16 protein-coding genes and 1 tRNA gene are annotated in these 17216 nt (G+C 57.1%); 8 read left to right on the top strand and 9 right to left on the bottom strand.

The window, feature by feature from the left end:
- Positions 1-25: 25 nt before the first annotated feature.
- The 4 genes from R6T97_RS16730 to cysG are packed head-to-tail and all read right to left on the bottom strand — an operon-like array spanning position 26 to position 4101.
- Positions 26-748 (bottom strand): phosphoadenylyl-sulfate reductase, encoded by a 723-nt coding sequence (locus tag R6T97_RS16730; RefSeq protein WP_410350415.1) that lies wholly within the window; start codon positions 746-748, stop codon positions 26-28.
- Complete coding sequence (locus R6T97_RS16725) at positions 738-2408, bottom strand: nitrite/sulfite reductase (protein ID WP_410350414.1); 1671 nt, start codon at positions 2406-2408, stop codon at positions 738-740. Before R6T97_RS16725 ends, R6T97_RS16730 begins: the two co-directional genes overlap by 11 nt.
- Positions 2408-2710, bottom strand: coding sequence for a DUF2849 domain-containing protein (locus R6T97_RS16720; protein ID WP_410350413.1), 303 nt, complete (start codon positions 2708-2710; stop codon positions 2408-2410). Before R6T97_RS16720 ends, R6T97_RS16725 begins: the two co-directional genes overlap by 1 nt.
- Entirely contained in the window at positions 2710-4101 is a 1392-nt protein-coding gene (gene cysG / locus R6T97_RS16715; protein ID WP_410350412.1) for a siroheme synthase CysG, read from the bottom strand. The genes R6T97_RS16720 and cysG overlap by 1 nt, the downstream gene beginning before the upstream one ends.
- A gap of 135 nt (positions 4102-4236) precedes the next feature.
- Between cysG and R6T97_RS16710 the strand changes: the two genes are divergently transcribed.
- Complete coding sequence (locus tag R6T97_RS16710; protein ID WP_410350411.1) at positions 4237-4698, top strand: Lrp/AsnC family transcriptional regulator; 462 nt, start codon at positions 4237-4239, stop codon at positions 4696-4698.
- Here the strand turns inward: R6T97_RS16710 and R6T97_RS16705 are convergent.
- Positions 4695-5864: a cytochrome P450 gene (locus R6T97_RS16705; RefSeq protein WP_410350410.1), complete on the bottom strand. Its 1170-nt coding sequence runs from the start codon at positions 5862-5864 to the stop codon at positions 4695-4697. The two genes, R6T97_RS16710 and R6T97_RS16705, sit on opposite strands and share 4 nt — an antisense overlap.
- A 212-nt stretch (positions 5865-6076) precedes the next feature.
- Here R6T97_RS16705 and R6T97_RS16700 point away from each other — a divergent pair, with 212 nt between their 5' ends.
- Positions 6077-6901: a B12-binding domain-containing protein gene (locus tag R6T97_RS16700; protein WP_410350409.1), complete on the top strand. Its 825-nt coding sequence runs from the start codon at positions 6077-6079 to the stop codon at positions 6899-6901.
- Here R6T97_RS16700 and tpiA read toward each other — a convergent pair.
- The 4 genes from tpiA to R6T97_RS16680 form a co-directional block, all read right to left on the bottom strand.
- Positions 6898-7629, bottom strand: a complete 732-nt coding sequence (gene tpiA, locus R6T97_RS16695) for a triose-phosphate isomerase (protein ID WP_410350408.1) — start codon at positions 7627-7629, stop codon at positions 6898-6900. The genes R6T97_RS16700 and tpiA overlap by 4 nt on opposite strands.
- A gap of 144 nt (positions 7630-7773) precedes the next feature.
- Positions 7774-8136, bottom strand: coding sequence for a HesB/IscA family protein (locus R6T97_RS16690; RefSeq protein WP_410350407.1), 363 nt, complete (start codon positions 8134-8136; stop codon positions 7774-7776).
- Between the two features lie 137 nt (positions 8137-8273).
- A complete protein-coding gene (locus R6T97_RS16685) occupies positions 8274-9491 on the bottom strand; it encodes a glycerophosphodiester phosphodiesterase family protein (protein ID WP_410350406.1) in 1218 nt (405 codons plus the stop codon).
- Between the two features lie 85 nt (positions 9492-9576).
- Positions 9577-9939, bottom strand: coding sequence for an SUF system Fe-S cluster assembly protein (locus tag R6T97_RS16680; RefSeq protein WP_410350405.1), 363 nt, complete (start codon positions 9937-9939; stop codon positions 9577-9579).
- A 170-nt stretch (positions 9940-10109) separates the two neighbouring features.
- Between R6T97_RS16680 and tgt the strand changes: the two genes are divergently transcribed.
- The 6 genes from tgt to R6T97_RS16650 all read left to right on the top strand — a co-directional run bounded on the left by tgt (position 10110) and on the right by R6T97_RS16650 (position 16679).
- Positions 10110-11240, top strand: a complete 1131-nt coding sequence (gene tgt / locus R6T97_RS16675) for a tRNA guanosine(34) transglycosylase Tgt (protein WP_410350404.1) — start codon at positions 10110-10112, stop codon at positions 11238-11240.
- 232 nt (positions 11241-11472) lie between these two features.
- On the top strand, positions 11473-13878 hold the full coding sequence (gene lon, locus R6T97_RS16670; RefSeq protein WP_410350403.1) for an endopeptidase La: 2406 nt from the start codon (positions 11473-11475) through the stop codon (positions 13876-13878).
- A gap of 122 nt (positions 13879-14000) precedes the next feature.
- Positions 14001-14312, top strand: coding sequence for an HU family DNA-binding protein (locus tag R6T97_RS16665; RefSeq protein WP_410350402.1), 312 nt, complete (start codon positions 14001-14003; stop codon positions 14310-14312).
- A gap of 38 nt (positions 14313-14350) precedes the next feature.
- The gene (locus R6T97_RS16660) at positions 14351-14911 is read left to right on the top strand and encodes a histidine phosphatase family protein (protein ID WP_410350401.1); all 561 of its coding nucleotides are present in this window, start codon (positions 14351-14353) and stop codon (positions 14909-14911) included.
- A gap of 42 nt (positions 14912-14953) precedes the next feature.
- Positions 14954-15029 (top strand) — tRNA-Val (locus tag R6T97_RS16655).
- Between the two features lie 90 nt (positions 15030-15119).
- The gene (locus R6T97_RS16650; protein WP_410350400.1) at positions 15120-16679 is read left to right on the top strand and encodes a DUF6538 domain-containing protein; all 1560 of its coding nucleotides are present in this window, start codon (positions 15120-15122) and stop codon (positions 16677-16679) included.
- Positions 16680-17216: the final 537 nt, after the last annotated feature.

Raw genomic sequence — 17216 nt, 5'->3', positions numbered from 1 at the left:
TCCATCTTCATCTTGGCCAAAAAACTCATTCCGCAGTGACCACAGACGCAGCCGTCTGAGGTGATCCGAAATGAATACCGCATTCCGTTTTGTCCTTGCCACGCCAACGGCCTGCGCGCTGGTCTTCATGATCGCTTACGCGGGTGGTGCAGGGCATGCAGCCGACCGAAGGATAGCCTTTTGCCACAAGCGGATGACGTGGCAGATCGTGCTTGGCGATATAGGCCTGCAAGTCCTGCGCGGTCCAGTTTGCCAGCGGGTTTATCTTGATCTTGCGTCCGTCCTTTTCAAAAAGCGGCAGGTCGGCACGTTTGCCGCCCTGAAACTGTTTGCGGCCCCTAATCCAGCCGTCAAAGCATTCCAACGCATCGGCCAGTGGCCGTGTTTTGCGCAGATCACAGCAGGCATCCGTGTCGGCCTGATGCAAGAGCCCGTCCACATCTTCGGTCAGCACGGCATTCCGGTTCGGCGTGACCACACGGACATCGCTGAGACCGAGGGCCGCAGCGACCTCACGCTGATAGGTCAGCGTTTCGGGAAACAGCATTTCAGTATCCAGAAAGATCACCGGTGTGTCTTTGGCGATCTGCGCTACCATATGCAGCAATACGACGCTTTCGGCGCCAAAGGACGACACCAAAGCGATCTTGCCGATCTGCACGTCGTCCAATGCATGGCGCAGCACGGTTTGCGCGTCGGATTTGCGGTGCAGGATATTACGGCGCGCGGCCAGTTCCTTAAGCGGCATTTGCTTTGTCCTCGCTTGGGTAAAGGATTGCTTTGAAGGGCGTCATGCCCAGACGCCGATAGGCCTGCAGAAAAGTCTCATCGGCGTCATGGCGCAGGTGAAGGTATCCTGTGACCAACCGTTCAATTGCTGGAACGATCTCGTCCGCGCTGAAGCCGGGGCCTGCGCGTTCGCCGATGGTCGTGGTTTCTGTCCCGTCACCGCCCAGCGTGATCTGGTAGTTTTCAACGCCGGCCCGATCAAGGCCAAGGATACCGATGTGACCGACATGGTGATGCCCGCAGGCATTGATGCAGCCCGATATCTTGATCTTGAGCGGGCCGACGTCGTGTTCGATTTTCAGTTCATCGAACCGCGTCGCAATCTCTTGCGCAATCGGAATCGAACGGGCTGTGGCCAGCGCGCAGTAATCCATGCCGGGGCAGGCGATAATATCCGAGGCCAGACCGATGTTTGCGGTTGCAAGCTCCGCTGCGCGCAGGGCGGCATAGACTGCGGGCAGGTCGGATTTATGCACATGCGGCAGGATCACGTTCTGTTCGTGGCTGATGCGCAATTCGCCATTTCCGTATTGCGCGGCAAGATCGGCCATCACGCGCATCTGGTCGGATGTCGCATCGCCGGGCGTGGCCCCGTGTTTCTTGATACTGATCGACACGATGGCATAGCCTTCGGCCTTATGTTCCGACAGGTTCGTGTCGGTCCACGACCGGAATGCAGGGTTGTCCAGACGGCCCGCCTCATAGTTGTCGGTTGATTTGCTCTCGAAAGCTGGCGGCGCAAAGGCATTTTCGATTTCCGCAAGCAGGGCCTGATCAAGTCCGCTGAAGCCTTTGCGGATTTCTGCGAAACGCGCCTCTACCAGCTCCTGTATCTTCTCAAGCCCGTTTTCATGCACGGTGATCTTGATGCGCGCCTTGTACTTGTTGTCGCGGCGGCCCAGCAGGTTGTAGACGCTGACGATCGCTTCGCAATAGGGCAGCAGGTCCGCCTTGGGCAGGAAGCTGCGCAGCACCCTGCCCACCATTGGCGTGCGACCAAGGCCACCGCCGACGATCACTTCGAAACCGGGCTCTCCCGCGTCGTTGCGCACCATGCGTAGCCCGATGTCGTGCGCTTTGGTCACCGCCCGATCATGCGCGGCACCCGTCACGGCAATCTTGAACTTGCGCGGCAGGAACTGGAATTCCGGATGGTCCGTCGACCACTGGCGCAGCAGTTCGGCCACGGGACGCGGGTCTTCGATTTCATCGGCTGCGGCACCGGCGAAATGGTCGGCTGTCACGTTGCGGATCGTGTTGCCCGATGTCTGGATCGCATGCATGCCGACGTCGGCCAACGCCGCCAGCATATCAGGCACATCCTGCAGTTTGGGCCAGTTGTACTGGATATTCTGGCGTGTCGTGAAGTGGCCATACCCCTTGTCCCACCGGTCCGCGATATAGGCCAGCTGACGCATCTGGTCAGGGTTGAGCGTGCCATATGGCACAGCGACCCGCAGCATATAGGCGTGCAGTTGCAGATAAAGACCGTTCATCAGGCGCAGCGGTTTGAATTCGTCTTCGGTCAGCGATCCGTCAACGCGGCGCTCCACCTGCCCACGGAATTGGGCGACACGGTTGCGAACGAAAGCTTCGTCAAAGTCGGTGTAGGTATACATTATGAATGCTCCGCTTGCTTGCCGTGGGCATAGTTGGACGGACCGCGCGTGCGGAACGCTTCGCGGAAATGCATGGGCTCCGGGCCGTGCGCGCCGGGTTTGGCATCTGCCAGATAAGCACCGGCAATTTCAGACGAACGCGCCTGCGCTTGCAGCAGACGCAAATCGGCGTGGGCCTCGTTGGTGATCAACTCCGCCTCGCGGATATTGCGGGTCCATGTGTCGTCTTCGGTCAGCCAGACAGCATCGCCTTCCAGCAATGCATTGCCGGTGATCACTTTGGGTGTGTATGCGCGTGGCATTATGCGAACTCCCTGAGGCTTGTTGCTTTCGCCTGCGCCGCCCTTGGGGCGAGGCCGTAGAATGTGATTGCGGGCCCTTGCAGATTGGCCTGCGTGAGCGTCGGCTCCAGCTCTGCCAGCGTGGTCGCGATGATCTGTTGATCGGCGCGGCTGACGTTTTCGATGAGAGTGACGGGCGTTGCGGGATCGGCACCGTGCATCAGCAAACGGCCCTGAATAAAGCGCGCGGATTTCTTGCCCATATAGATCGCGGCAACCTGGTCCGGTTGCGCCAGCGCACGCCAGTCGTGATCGGCATAGCCTTTGGTATCGTGGCCGGTAATCAGCCGCACCGAGGAATTGCGCCGCCGCTTGGTCAGGCTTTGCCCGATATTGGCGGCAGCGGCAGAGGCGGCGGTGATGCCGGAAATGATGCTGTAGGGAATATTATGCGCCTCTATAGCTTCGATCTCTTCGTCCAAACGGCCAAAGACGGTCGGATCACCAGCCTTGAGCCGCACGACATGGAGACCGTCAAGCGCGTGTTGAACGATAAGCGCGTCAATATCGGCTTGCGCCATCGCTTTGCCGAAACCCTCTTTGCCAGCGTCGATGATGATCGCTTCGCGGCGGGCAAGTTCAAGAATTTCGCCGGTGACCAAACGGTCGTGGATCACGACATCGGCCTTGTCCAGCGCCTTGCGCGCCTTGAGCGTCAACAGTTCAGGGTCGCCGGGGCCAGCGCCTACCAGGTCGACCGAACCGGCCTTGGCGGTTTGCATGATGTGAGTATCGAGCAGGGTTTCAAGAGCAGGGATCACAGAGTCTTCGCCCGCTCCAGCCAGCGCATTGGGGCCCGCGCCAAAGTAGAAAGCCGCCCAGAAATCACGGCGCTTGCGGCCCATTGGCAGCACCTCGACCGCGTGGCGGAAGGTTTTGCCGATGCGGGCAAGGGTGCCCAGTGATGCCGGCAGGCGCTCTTCCAGATCGGCCTTGATCGCACGTGCCAGCACCGGCGCCGCGCCTTCGGTGCCGATGGCGACGGTCACAGGGTCGCGGTCCACGATGGCAGGGGTGATGAACTGACTGTCGGACAGGTTATCCACGATATTGACCAGCGCGCCTTCGGCATGGGCAATGGCAGACACGCGGGTATCTTCGGCGTCATCTTCATTGGCGGCATAGAACAGGGCCGCACAGAGTGCATCACCCGGTTCCATCGTGCGTTCAATAATCCGCAGCTTGCCCTGATCCGCCCATTTGCGGATGTCATCGGCGATGTCCTCGGCGATCACCGTCAGATGCGCTTCGGTTTTCATCAGCAGACGCAGCTTGGCCATTGCGGCATCGCCACCACCCGACAGAACAATGCGGCGGCCTTCGACGGCGAGGAATATGGGAAAATGCTTCATGGCGAACCTCTTGTTTCTTGGGTTCAATGTAGAACAATGTTCTGGTATTTACTTCCCGTTGCCGCCGATTAAGAACATATGTTCCACATTGATCTGACTTAGGGCCACATGTCCTGTGATTTTGGAGAATTGAGAATGACAGTACGGATAGACGCCACAGACCGGAAAATTTTGGCGGCCCTGCAAGCGGATGCAGCACAATCACTGGACGAAATTGCCAAGTCGGTGGGGTCGTCCAAGACCCCCGTATGGAATCGCATTCGCAAGATGCGCGAAGCGGGGATCATCGGGCAACAGACAGTGCTGCTGGATGCCGATGCGTTGGGATTCGAAGCCTGTTTCTTTGTCTTGATCCGCACGTCCGAACATGACGCAGAATGGCAAGGCCGGTTCCTAAAGGCGTTGAAATCGCGCCCCGAGGTGCAGGAAGCGCACCGTCTGGCAGGGGATATAGACTACATCCTGAAGGTCCGGGTAAAGAACGCGCGGGCCTATGACACGTTTTATCAGGCGCTGATTTCAGAGGTGAAGGTGCATAACGTCACCGCACTTTTGTCGATGGAAGAGATCAAATCGACGGTGGCTTTGCCGCTTTAGCTGCCGGACCGGACCATCAAGCGTTCCAGCCCGTGAAAGTGATAGACATCACCATATTGCGGTGCCTCGGCCAACATCAGGTCAGGGCACCGTTCAAACAGAACCTCAAGTGCGATCTGTAATTCCAGCCGCGCCAGCGGTGCGCCAACGCAAAAGTGGATGCCGCCGCCAAAGCTGGTATTCTGCGGGCCCTTGCGGGTGGGGTCGAAAACCTCGGGTCGGTCGTACGCCAGCGGGTCGCGGTTTGCGGCCCCCAGCAGGCAAGCAATTTGATCACCGCGTTTGAAGTGATACGCGCCAAGGGTCACATCCTCGTAGACCCAGCGACTGAACATATGCAGCGGCGGATCATAGCGGATGATTTCTTCGACGGCTGCTTGGGTGATGGTGGTCACCCCATGTTCCAGCAGTGTCTTGGTGCCATTGCCCAAGGTATGCACCGTGGCCTCATGCCCGGCATTCAGCAGCAGGATGCAAGTCGTGATCAATTCATCTTCGCTTAGCTTTTCGCCGTCCTGCTCTGCTGCAATCAGGGTCGAGATCAGGTCATCGGTCGGGCTTTTCCGCCGCTTGGCGACATAGCCGCGCATGAAGCTGACAAAGTCGTTTGTGGCGGCGATCGCGTCTGCCTCGATCTGGGGCGTGCGGCGGGCCTGATACATCGCCACCATCGCGTTGGACCAACGCACCAGATCGTCCGCGCGCTCTTCCGGCACGCCCAGCAAGCGCGAGATGATCACGACGGGTACGGGCTGTGCGTAATGCGTCAGCAGATCAAAGGGCTGATCAGGAAAACTGTCGATCAGGTCATGACAAAGCGCACGGATATCAGGGGCAAGTGCTGCAATTGTGCGGCTGGTAAAGGCACGCAGCACCAGTGCGCGCAGACGGCTGTGGCGCGGGGGCTCGAGTTCCAGCATCGAATGTGCTTCGACATTATAGAACGGGGTTAGGTGTTCGGGGATGGCTGGTGCCAGTTCGGCAGGACATTCACGGCCCATGCGCCGGTCACGCAAGACAGCATGAACCATCTTGTGAGAAACCGCGCAGGCCATGTCGTAATCCGTCCACCAGATGAAATCACCCGCGTTGCGGGCCTTTTCGTAGAAGGGGTAGGGCGCTTGGACGAAGGCCGGTTCGGTCGGAGATTGGCTGAGCTTTTTCATGCCGCACATTTGTCCGACGTCCGGCGCTATTGCAAGAGCGCGGAAGCTTTCCAGTTGCCTCAAAAAGCGACTGCGGCGCGACACACCACCGCGACGTTCTGACGCGCCGGAATCAAATCAGAGCTATGCTAGCCTGTATGCAGTTGGATACAAAAATGTCTCATTCGAAGACGAAGTAAAGGTAAATACTTACCAACAAGGGGGGAGCGTTCATGGACAAAGCGCCTATGAACGAAGACGTGTTCGATCGCACAGAATACAGAAAGACCAACCGTCAACTCCGGTTGGTGAAACGGGAATTGTCGCAAGATGCAGTGGCAGCCCTCGCGCGTGAAGCTGTAAGACGGCTCGCATTCAAAATGCCGCGGGCCGTCAAAAAAGAAGATTTGCCAAGCCCTGCCGACATTGATGAGCTATGCGCGGCTTTGCTGTCAAAAAGCGATGATGCGGCCGACAACTTCATTCTTGCCGCGCGTCGGGACGGGGTCGAGGTGGACGCGATTTACCTCGGTTATGTTGCCGGGGCTGCGCGCCGCCTTGGCGAAATGTGGGACGACGATGCGATTTCATTTATCGACGTCACGCTGGCCTGCGGCAAGCTTTACCGGGTCATCAGGGGCCTGCGTCATGTGATTGCCCCCAGCATTCTGGCTGAGCGTGATGAATGGCCGGCGATGTTTGCGCTGGTCCCCGGTGAGACGCACACGCTTGGTATCGAGATTGCGACCGAGATTTTCCGCCGTGAAGGTTGGGATGTGGACATGATGGTCGGACTGGACCACGACATGCTGGTAGATCAATCCGACCGCCGCAATTACCGCGCAATCGTCTTGGTCGCCAACTCAGATGACAGACTAGAGGCTTTGGCCCGCCTCGTTCTGGCGATCCGTATTTCGCATCCTTTGGCCAATCTCGTTGTCGCAGGCAATATTCTTGATCATCACCCCGATATTCTGGGGCTGGTTGGTGCCGACGCGACAATCAAGGATATCAAAACTGCGGTCAGTACCCTGCGTCATTTGATCGAAGACCCTTAGGCGGACTCGAGCGCCACGATGATGGGCGAGAAATCTGCCGCTGTCAGACTAGCCCCGCCGACGAGCGCGCCGTCGACATTGGGCACTGCAAAGATATCGGCCGCATTGCTGCCTTTCACCGACCCGCCGTAAAGCAACGTAAACTCGGCACCATCAGTGAAACGGTCTTGCAGCCGGCGGCGGATATGGGCGTGGACGTCGGCGATCTGGGCCGTTGTGGGGACTTTTCCGGTCCCGATGGCCCAGACAGGCTCGTAGGCGATCACGGTATTCTGGGCGTCGGCCTTATCCGGCACGGAGCCTGCCAGTTGGGTATCAATCACATCAAGCGTCTTGCCAGCCTCGCGCTCTTGCAACGTCTCACCGATGCAGATCACTGCAATCAGGCCCGCATTGTAGGCCGCCTGCGCTTTGGCTGCGATCAGCGCGTCGGTTTCACCGTGGTCGGTGCGCCGTTCAGAGTGACCAACAAGCACATAGCTTGCACCGGCATCCGCCAGCATTTCCGCGCTGATGTCGCCGGTATGCGCACCTGATTCTGCGGTATGGCAATCCTGACCGCCAATATCGAACGGAGTGTCCTCACAGGCGCTGATCAGGGTAAATGGTGGACAAATCAGGATCGCGATATCGGCGTCGCCGTGTTTGTCCTCAAGTGTCTTTAATTCGGACAAGGTACTTTGGAGCCCGTTCATCTTCCAGTTACCGGCGGGGATTTTACGGGGCATGGCAGGTCCTTACATCAATGACGCGAGATTACGCCTCGTTAATGTGCAGGCCGCTGGCGGATCGTCAAGGGCCGTGTCCGACATAGGGCGCCAAGGTGTGTTGTGACACGAAGGTGCCGAAAAGACCTGCATAGGTGCGGGCCGTCAGGTTGCCGAAATATTTTCGTCGAACTTGATCGACTCGCCGCATCCGCAGGCATCCACGACATTTGGGTTCCGGAACTTGAAGCCGGCTTCAAGTAGCGAGACCTCATAGTCGATCTCGGTTCCGAACAGGAACATTTGCGCCATGGGGGCGATCATCACACGTGCGCCGCCCTGTTCGACGACTTCATCGAGAGGATCCACCTCTGTCACATAGTCCATGGTGTATTCCATGCCCGCGCAACCGCCTTTCTTGACGCCGATGCGCAAGCCCTGATGGCCGTCTTTTTTCATTAGCTTGGCGACCTGTGCTGCCGCCTTGTCAGTGATGCTGACCGCTTGTTTTCCCGGGATGCCGAACATGTAGAACTCCTTTGATCCCAATGTAGGGCAGTTGCGGCCTTCACTCAAGGAGGGGGTGCCGGATACCGCACGATTGTGATGCGGATCGACCGAAGCTTGGGTGCCCCGACCTGCAGTCAGGCCGGGGCGGGCAGGGCTTAGAGGCCCATGCAGTTGGCATAGTATGTCGTGGTGGCAGGCCAGTCGGAAAATACTCCCTTGACGCCCACCTGTTGGGCCAGCACATCCAGCACCTCAAAATACGCGCCGTCGGTGTCGATGGCATCCGTGACTGACTGGAAATACCAGCCGCCGCCATTCCCGAGCGGACCGGACCGTTCCAGTGTCCATGTGATAATGTTCAGGCCTGCGGCTGTCGCTTCTGTTGCATAGGCCGATGGCATCATTTCACCATCTTTCAGCGTCAGCAGCATCCACAATGGCGGCGCGATATAGTTCACGCCCATGTCGGACAATTCCTGCATGGTCGGCTTGAATGTCGCCGGGTCGTTTGGATTGATTTCGCCCTCGTCATCGTCAAAAGCTTCGTAGCGGTCATCAAGATAGACCGCCTGAGCGCCGAAGTCCGGTTCGTTTTCGATCCAGTAAACAACATCGTCCAGATTGAACGACTGCAACCAGACGTCAGATGCGGGCACGCCTGCGGTTTTGTATTCATCGACCAGTTTTTGCGCATAGTCTGCCTGGCTGAAGCCGTTGAACGGCATCTCGACAGAGGCGGATTTAAGCTCGGGGGTGAATTTCGCGCCCAGATCACGAAACAATGCGATCGATTCGGCGTGAGTCATAAGCGTCGTGTCGGCGACGAATAGATCGGTGCGCCAGTCCGCTGTACCACCTTGATAGTCGGCGGCTGTTGTGGCGGCGCTGTTGGCGGCGTCCATCTTGGGCGACAGGCTGCGGAACTCGGCCAATGTCAGATCGCTGGTGCGACATTCGGCGCTGGCAGCACTGTCGGTGGTCGCGGGCGAGAACGACGTTGTGCATTTGTCGGCCAGATCGGTCACGAGGATATTTGTTGTCGTATGCAGATCGTTCTGTGCGTGGCGACAGACCAGTGTTTCGTCAGCCGTGAATGTGACATCACATTCGAGAATGCCTGCACCCATCTGCGCTGCTGCGACATTGGCTTCCACTGTGTGCTCGGGGAACATAAGTGGTGCGCCGCGATGCCCGATGGAAAAATCCGTCCTTTGCGGCATTTGCGCCGCGCAAGACTGCAGCTTTGATTTCAGTGGGCCGTCGTCCATCTGTGCAATCAGGAACGCGGGGCGCGGACCATAGGTCAGATGCGCGTCTGCAATGGCGGATGTGCCCGCGAGGGTGGCGATGAGTGTCAGTGTAAAGCGCTTCATGTGCTGCTCCATTGTTGCGAATGAAGCTGCATATGAGGTCTGATTGTAACGGGGCTTTCACCGTTTGGTGACAGTTTTCCGTAACCTACATGAACCCAAGTTCAAGCCGGGCTTCATCGGACATCATGTCCATGCCCCATTGCGGTTCGAACGTCATTTCCACATCGACCTGCTTGACGCCGGGCAGCGGCTCGATCGCGTCGGCGACCCAACCGGGCATTTCTCCGGCGACAGGGCAACCCGGGGCGGTGAGGGTCATAATCACGTTCACCGCGTTATCTTCCTTGATATCAATCGTGTAAATCAGACCGAGATCATAGATATTCACCGGGATTTCAGGGTCATAGACGGACTGACATGCCTTGACGACATCATCGTACAAAGGATGGTCCGTGGTGGAAGGCGCAATCATTGGTGCGCCTTCAAGCTGAGCGTTGCTGTCGGTCATGGCGTCGTTCCCTGCTATTCCTGAGCAAACATATAGGGTTTAGGGATTGTGCCGTAAAGGGGGGGTAACTTTGTAGTGGCAAAGCGCCGGGCGTGATGTCGCAAGATACAAGGATGGCCGGACCCCGATCTCCCCTTGGCAAACGACCGCAGATCAGGGAAAGAGAGGACATGACCCAACGCTTTTCATTCGCCCTCAACGCCACGGACGGCAAGGCCCGCACCGGTGTAATCTCGACCCCGCGCGGGGAAATCCGCACGCCTGCCTTTATGCCCGTCGGCACAGCCGCCACCGTCAAGGCGATGATGCCTGAAAGCGTCGCCGCGACAGGTGCCGATATCTTGCTGGGCAATACCTATCATCTGATGCTGCGCCCGACAGCCGAGCGGATTGCCCGCTTGGGTGGCCTGCACAAGTTCATGAACTGGCAAAAACCGATCCTGACCGACAGCGGCGGATTTCAGGTGATGAGTCTGGCGGATTTGCGCAAGCTGTCAGAGCAGGGCGTGACCTTCAAAAGCCACATAGACGGGTCAAAACATACGCTCACCCCGGAACGGTCGATGGAAATTCAAAAGCTGCTCGGCTCTGACATCGTGATGTGTTTTGACGAGTGTCCCGCACTGCCGGCGGATCGCAAACGGATCCAGGAAAGCATGGAACTGTCAATGCGCTGGGCGCAACGCTCACGTGACGCTTTTGGCGACCGACCCGGCCACGCGCTGTTCGGCATCCAGCAGGGCGGACTGGAACAGGATTTGCGCGCGCAAAGTGCCGAGGCGCTGAAGGCGGTCGAATTTGAAGGCTATGCTGTCGGCGGTCTTGCCGTGGGCGAGGGACAGGAGGCCATGTTCAGCGTGCTGGACTTTGCCCCCGATCAACTGCCCGCCGACAAGCCGCGCTATCTGATGGGGGTGGGCAAGCCGGATGATATCGTCGGTGCCGTCAAGCGCGGCATTGATATGATGGATTGTGTGCTGCCCAGCCGGTCGGGACGGACGGGGCAATTGTTCACACGGCGCGGTGTCGTGAATATCAAGAACGCACGCCACGCCGATGATCCGCGACCCTTGGACGAGCAATGCACTTGCCCGGCTTGTTCCAATTATTCGCGCGCCTATCTACACCATGTGTTCCGCGCTCAGGAAATGATCTCCGGCATGTTGCTGACGTGGCATAACCTGCATTATTTTCAAGAGATCATGCAGTGTATGCGCGATGCGATTGCCGCAGGGTGCTTTGCGGATTGGGAAGCGGATTTTCATGCGGTACGTGCCTTGGGTGATATAGAGCCGGTGTGATCAAATGTTTGCCGCGTTCGGCGCAACACACACATCCATATTGCCGCGATAGAGATGCCATTTGCGGATTCGCGCCTTGCGACTCTGGAACGTGACAGGCAATCTGCCGCCACTTGATGATTTTGTTTGGTTGAAACCCGTTTCGCCTTACCCCACATATTGATCGCGAGAGGAGACGCTCCATGTTGCCGCCAAGCGGGACCGGCGCGTCTTGCCAAAAAAGGAAAAGAGCATGCAAGAACCGTTGAGTTCATCTTACCCCGTCCTGCCGCTGCGCGACATTGTGGTTTTTCCGCATATGATCGTGCCACTGTTTGTAGGCCGTGATAAATCCGTCCGCGCCCTTGAAGAGGTGATGCAGGACGACAAGCAAATTCTGCTGTCCAGTCAGGTCGATCCCGGTGAGGACGACCCCAAAGAGGACGGCATCTACAAGACAGGCGTGTTGGCCAATGTGCTGCAACTGCTGAAGCTTCCCGATGGCACCGTGAAGGTGCTTGTCGAAGGCCGTGCGCGTGTCGAGATTACTGATTTTGTCCCGAACGACAGCTTCTTTGAAGCGGCTTGTGTTTACCTGCCCGAAACCGACGGCGACCCCGCCGAGATCGAGGCACTGGTGCGCAATGTGTCGGCCGAGTTCGAGCGTTATGCAAAGGTCAAGAAGAACATCCCCGAAGAGGCGATGGCCGCTGTCGGTGATGCGACCGAACCTGCAAAACTGGCTGATCTGGTTGCCGGACATCTGGGCATTGAAGTCGACCAGAAGCAGGGGCTTCTGGAGACGCTTTCGGTGTCCGAGCGTCTGGAAAAGGTATTTGGCATGATGCAGGGCGAAATGTCCGTGCTGCAGGTCGAAAAAAAGATCAAGACACGCGTGAAATCGCAGATGGAGCGGACCCAGCGGGAGTACTATCTGAATGAGCAGATGAAAGCCATTCAGAAGGAACTTGGCGATGGCGAAGAGGGCCAGAACGAGGTCGAGGAGCTTGAGGCGAAGATCGCCGAAACCAAGCTGTCCAAAGAGGCCCGCGAAAAGGTGGATGCAGAGCTGAAAAAGCTCAAGAACATGTCACCGATGTCAGCCGAAGCCACAGTTATCCGCAATTATCTGGACTGGATTCTGGCTGTGCCATGGGGCGTCAAATCGCGCACCAAGAAAGACCTGAACCGTGCGCAATCCGTCCTGGATGACGACCACTTCGGACTGGAAAGGGTCAAGGAACGGATTGTCGAATACCTCGCCGTCCAACAGCGCTCGAGGAAGCTCAAAGGTCCGATCATGTGCCTTGTGGGGCCTCCGGGTGTGGGTAAAACGAGCTTGGGCAAATCGGTTGCCAAGGCCACGGGGCGCGAGTTCATTCGCATCTCGCTGGGTGGCGTGCGTGACGAGAGCGAAATTCGCGGTCACCGCCGGACCTATATCGGTTCGATGCCCGGCAAGATCATTCAGGCGTTGAAAAAAGCGAAAACCACGAACCCGCTGATCCTTCTCGACGAGATCGACAAGATGGGCCAGGATTTTCGTGGCGATCCCGCGTCGGCAATGCTCGAAGTGCTTGATCCTGAACAGAACAGCACATTCGTCGATCACTATCTGGAGATCGAATATGACCTGTCGAACGTGATGTTCCTGACGACTGCGAACTCCTACAACATGCCCGGGCCGTTGCTGGACCGGATGGAGATCATTTCGCTCGCCGGCTACACCGAAGATGAAAAGCGCGAGATTGCACGCCAACACCTGCTGCCCAAGGTGATGAAGAACCATGGTCTGAAGGATAAGGAATTCTCTGTCTCCGACGAGGCGCTGACGGGGATCGCGCGGTATTACACCCGCGAAGCAGGTGTGCGGAACTTTGAACGTGAACTGGCCAAGATCGCCCGCAAGGCGGTGACCCAGATCGTCAAGAAAGAGGCGGATGTGATCACTGTCACAGCCGACAATCTTTCCGACTTCCTTGGTGTGGAAAAGTTCCGCTTTGGTCTGGCCGAGGAAGAAGATCAGGTCGGTGTCGTGACCGGTTTGGCATGGACCTCTGTAGGTGGTGAGCTTTTGAATATCGAAGCGCTGCGCCTGCCGGGCAAAGGCCGGATGAAAACCACCGGCAAACTGGGCGATGTCATGAAGGAATCGATTGATGCCGCATCGTCCTATGTGCGGTCCATCGCACCGGAAATCGGGGTGAAGCCGCCCCAGTTCGACACGCTGGATATTCACGTTCACGTGCCGGACGGTGCAACGCCAAAGGATGGCCCGAGTGCCGGTCTTGCGATGGTCACCTCGATCGTTTCGGTCCTGACGGGTATTCCCGTACGCAAGGATATCGCCATGACGGGCGAAGTGTCGTTGCGCGGCAACGCGATGCAAATCGGGGGCTTGAAGGAAAAGCTGCTCGCCGCCTTGCGCGGCGGCATCACCACGGTGCTGATCCCGCAGGACAACGCCAAGGATCTGCCGGAAATCCCCGATAACGTGAAAGAGGGGCTGACCATCATCCCCGTACGTCACGTGTCCGAGGTGCTGGAACGTGCGCTGGTGCGCAAGCCGGAGCCGATCGAGTGGGACGAGGCGGCAGAAGAAGCCGCCGCCGCAGCACTCAAGGCTGAAAACGGCGGAGCAACTGCCCGCACACATTAAGCCGGCGGCCTGTAATCAAATGAAGGGCGCCTCCCTTCGGGGGGCGCCTTTTGCTTTGGCTAACTGCTTGACCTTGGCTGTTGCAGGGGGCGTAATGGCGCGGAGCAGATAAGGAATTAACTATGCAACGCACGTCGACCCAGACAGAGCCCGTAACGGCCGATGAACCCCGGTTGATCAAGAAGCCGGAATTGCTGGAAGAGGTCGTCGCCCGCACCGGCCTTAAGAAGCGCGATGTCAAACCGGCGGTCGAGGCGGCTCTGGCCGTGCTGGGTGATGCCTTGCGTGAAGGGGCGGAAGTGAACATGCCGCCACTGGGAAAGCTGCGTGTCGTGAAAACAAAGGCATTGGATGGTGGTGCGTTGGTAATGACGTTGAAATTGCGGACGCCGAATAACGCGACGCACGCCATCGTCATTGCCGACGATGCCTAGCCATATCGTGAACTGCAGTTGACCGCCTGAAGCCAATCATGTCGCATCCAGAATTGTATATCCTGCGCCACGGCGAAACGACGTGGAACGCCGAAAACCGGATGCAGGGCGCGTTGAACTCGCCTCTGACGGAGAAGGGATTGCGCGATGCGGCGCATCAGCGCAACATCCTTGCAGCCTTGGACCTGAGCGGATTTTCCTTTCTGACCAGTCCGCAGGGCCGCGCCTTTCAAACGGCGGCGATCGCACTGGCGGGGATCGCGGACCACATCCGGACGGATGACCGGCTGCGTGAAATCGGCGTGGGTGACTGGTCGGGGCGGTTACGCGACGAATTGCCGATGCCCAAGGGCAAAGACCCTTTCATGGCACAATACGAGATTGCCCCGAACGGTGAGGGGTTTGCACGGCTCAAACTGCGTTGCCACGCGTTTTTGGCCGATTTGAGAGGGCCTGCGGTCATTGTAACGCATGGCATCACAAGCAGCATGATCCGGGGTCTTGTCGTCGGTGAAAAGGCCAATGCGGTGCGTACGATCCATGGCGGGCAGGGGTGCGTCTATCATCTGAAAGATGGCGCACAAAACCTGTTGGAATGAGGCTTGCACAACCCGCACGGCTGGTCTAAACGATGCCGCATCGGGTGATTAGCTCAGTTGGTAGAGCGCTTCCTTTACACGGAAGATGTCGGGAGTTCGAGCCTCTCATCACCCACCATTCTATCCTATTGATAAGAAAGTAAACCCTTGCATTAAAGGGCTGTAGGCCGTTTGAAGGTTACAACTTTGGTTACAAATGGATTTTGAAATGGCCGGAAAAGTTAGGTATCTAGTTAACCGCAATGGTCGCTACCACGCGAGGTTGGTTGTGCCGAAAGACTTGCGGGGAATCGTCGGCAAGAGCGAATTGCGCACCGCGTTAGGTGCTGACTATCGTGAGGCACTCAAAATGCAGCCCGGCGCCTTGGCTGGCCTTCAAAATCAAATTGCCGAAGCTGAACGGCGGGTTGGGCAAGTTGGCCCTACGCCCCGCTATCCGCTTGCTGCCGATCAGATTGCTTTTGCGCAATATATGCGCAGGTTGGCCTTTGACGACGAACTGCGAAATGACCCTCGATACGCCAACACTGGCATTGACGATCATCTTGTTCAAAGGCTGCGCGATGCAATTGCAGGCCGTGCAGCCGATGCTGAACTGCATGACTTGACGGGTGATCAACTTCATCGGTTTCGGACCGCTGGAAATTTTGACGCTGCAATTGGAACGGATGAATGGCGGGTGGTTGCGCGTGCATTGTGCAGTGCTGAGCTGGAAGCACTAGCCAGGGCCGCAGAGCGCGACGAAGGTGATTTTGCTGGACAGCCTACAGCGCCTATCATTTTGAACGCTACACCGCTTGAAACGCCGCAGAAGCGAGTGAGCATAAAAAAACTGTGGACAGATTATGTGTCATCGCGCCAGCAAGCTGGTTTCATGAAAGATGGTGCCAAGCGGCAGACGCCTGTCATCGAAAACTTGCGCAAATTCTTACGTCATGATGATGCGCTGAAAGTGACAAAGAAGAACATGCTGGAATGGCGTGATCACCTGCTCAAATCGTATCAAGCCAAAACCATTAGCGACGTTTACCTTTCCACTGCGCGAACCCTTTTTGAATGGGCCGTTGATAACGATCACATACCGGAAAATCCGGCGCGCAATGAGAAGCAACCGAAACCGAAAAAGGTCTATAGTCGCGAACGTGGTTACACAAACGCGGAAGCGGTAAAGGTCTTGAAGACTTCACGATCCTATCAGCCCCACGCCGATGAAAATGGATACATTCGCGAAACGCCAGCACTTGTGACCGCAAAACGATGGGTTCCAATGATCTGCGCGTTTTCAGGTGCAAGGGTCACAGAAATCACGCAGCTACGCAAAGAGGACATTCGGCAGATAGATGGTATTTGGGTAGCTAGGATTACACCAGATGCAGGAAGCGTGAAGACCGGCGGTTTTCGGGATGTGCCGTTGCACCCACAAATCATCGAAGAGGGTTTTGTGGATCTGTTGAACGCATCGGGGCAGGGGCCGTTGTTTCATAATGGTAAAACGCCAGAAAGCTATGTGCGCAAGTCCAAACAAATCTCAAATCAACTTGCGACTTGGTTACGCAAAGAAGGGTTAAGCCCAGAGGGATTGCCTCCAAACCATGCTTGGCGGCATCGGCTCAAGACGCAGTGCATGGAGCTTGGAATATCTGATCGGGTAATGGATGCAATACAGGGTCATGCGGGCCGGACCGCTGGTGATGCCTATGGCGACGTGACTACGGCAACGCGCATTGCAGCAATCACCAAGTTACCTGCCTACGATCTATCAGTATGAAATAAACTCTTGTGACCGTTCTTTTGCTGGATTCACAGAACATCTAAAGTGTGTTCCGTTATGCTGATCAGCGAAACACTTGTTGCATCGGCTGCCGCGGTCCACACGGTTGGCGATATTGGTTCAAGACTGTGGCACGTGAACAGGGGGTTTCGCAGCGTGTGTTTGAAGCGATATGTGGACATACAGCACGCGCTACAGGAGATGATTGCTGCAACATTGGTGTGATTGCCAAACAACGGGTGATCGAACAAATGCCGCGGTATCAGGTCGATTAGCAAGTGTGCTGTCACTTAGTCTGCAAATAGTGGTGGACTTCGGCGTCAGACAGTTCTGCGCGGACCAACGCATCCCCATCGCGTCCAACTACCCCCTCTAGGACTTCGCAAGGGACGCCCCGTGCACTCGCCAGTATCAAGGTGTGCAGCCATTCCTCCTAGTGGGTTATCCTGCCTGAGAAATCGCTGGGCTTACACATGCCTGGTCAAGGTCTAGTAACACGAGGTTAGACGCAATTGACTGGAACACAGTTGATTA

Source organism: Yoonia sp. (assembly GCF_046498525.1).
Lineage (GTDB): Bacteria > Pseudomonadota > Alphaproteobacteria > Rhodobacterales > Rhodobacteraceae > Yoonia.
The sequence above is the reverse complement of the archived record's forward strand: the minus strand, read 5'-3'. Positions and strand labels throughout refer to the sequence as shown.

Coding starts and splice junctions, on each gene's coding strand:
- R6T97_RS16730 (WP_410350415.1), bottom strand. CDS start 748: ATGCCGCTTAAGGAACTGGCCGCGCGCCGTAATATCCTGCACCGCAAA.
- R6T97_RS16725 (WP_410350414.1), bottom strand. CDS start 2,408: ATGTATACCTACACCGACTTTGACGAAGCTTTCGTTCGCAACCGTGTC.
- R6T97_RS16720 (WP_410350413.1), bottom strand. CDS start 2,710: ATGCCACGCGCATACACACCCAAAGTGATCACCGGCAATGCATTGCTG.
- cysG (WP_410350412.1), bottom strand. CDS start 4,101: ATGAAGCATTTTCCCATATTCCTCGCCGTCGAAGGCCGCCGCATTGTT.
- R6T97_RS16710 (WP_410350411.1), top strand. CDS start 4,237: ATGACAGTACGGATAGACGCCACAGACCGGAAAATTTTGGCGGCCCTG.
- R6T97_RS16705 (WP_410350410.1), bottom strand. CDS start 5,864: ATGAAAAAGCTCAGCCAATCTCCGACCGAACCGGCCTTCGTCCAAGCG.
- R6T97_RS16700 (WP_410350409.1), top strand. CDS start 6,077: ATGGACAAAGCGCCTATGAACGAAGACGTGTTCGATCGCACAGAATAC.
- tpiA (WP_410350408.1), bottom strand. CDS start 7,629: ATGCCCCGTAAAATCCCCGCCGGTAACTGGAAGATGAACGGGCTCCAA.
- R6T97_RS16690 (WP_410350407.1), bottom strand. CDS start 8,136: ATGTTCGGCATCCCGGGAAAACAAGCGGTCAGCATCACTGACAAGGCG.
- R6T97_RS16685 (WP_410350406.1), bottom strand. CDS start 9,491: ATGAAGCGCTTTACACTGACACTCATCGCCACCCTCGCGGGCACATCC.
- R6T97_RS16680 (WP_410350405.1), bottom strand. CDS start 9,939: ATGACCGACAGCAACGCTCAGCTTGAAGGCGCACCAATGATTGCGCCT.
- tgt (WP_410350404.1), top strand. CDS start 10,110: ATGACCCAACGCTTTTCATTCGCCCTCAACGCCACGGACGGCAAGGCC.
- lon (WP_410350403.1), top strand. CDS start 11,473: ATGCAAGAACCGTTGAGTTCATCTTACCCCGTCCTGCCGCTGCGCGAC.
- R6T97_RS16665 (WP_410350402.1), top strand. CDS start 14,001: ATGCAACGCACGTCGACCCAGACAGAGCCCGTAACGGCCGATGAACCC.
- R6T97_RS16660 (WP_410350401.1), top strand. CDS start 14,351: ATGTCGCATCCAGAATTGTATATCCTGCGCCACGGCGAAACGACGTGG.
- R6T97_RS16650 (WP_410350400.1), top strand. CDS start 15,120: ATGGCCGGAAAAGTTAGGTATCTAGTTAACCGCAATGGTCGCTACCAC.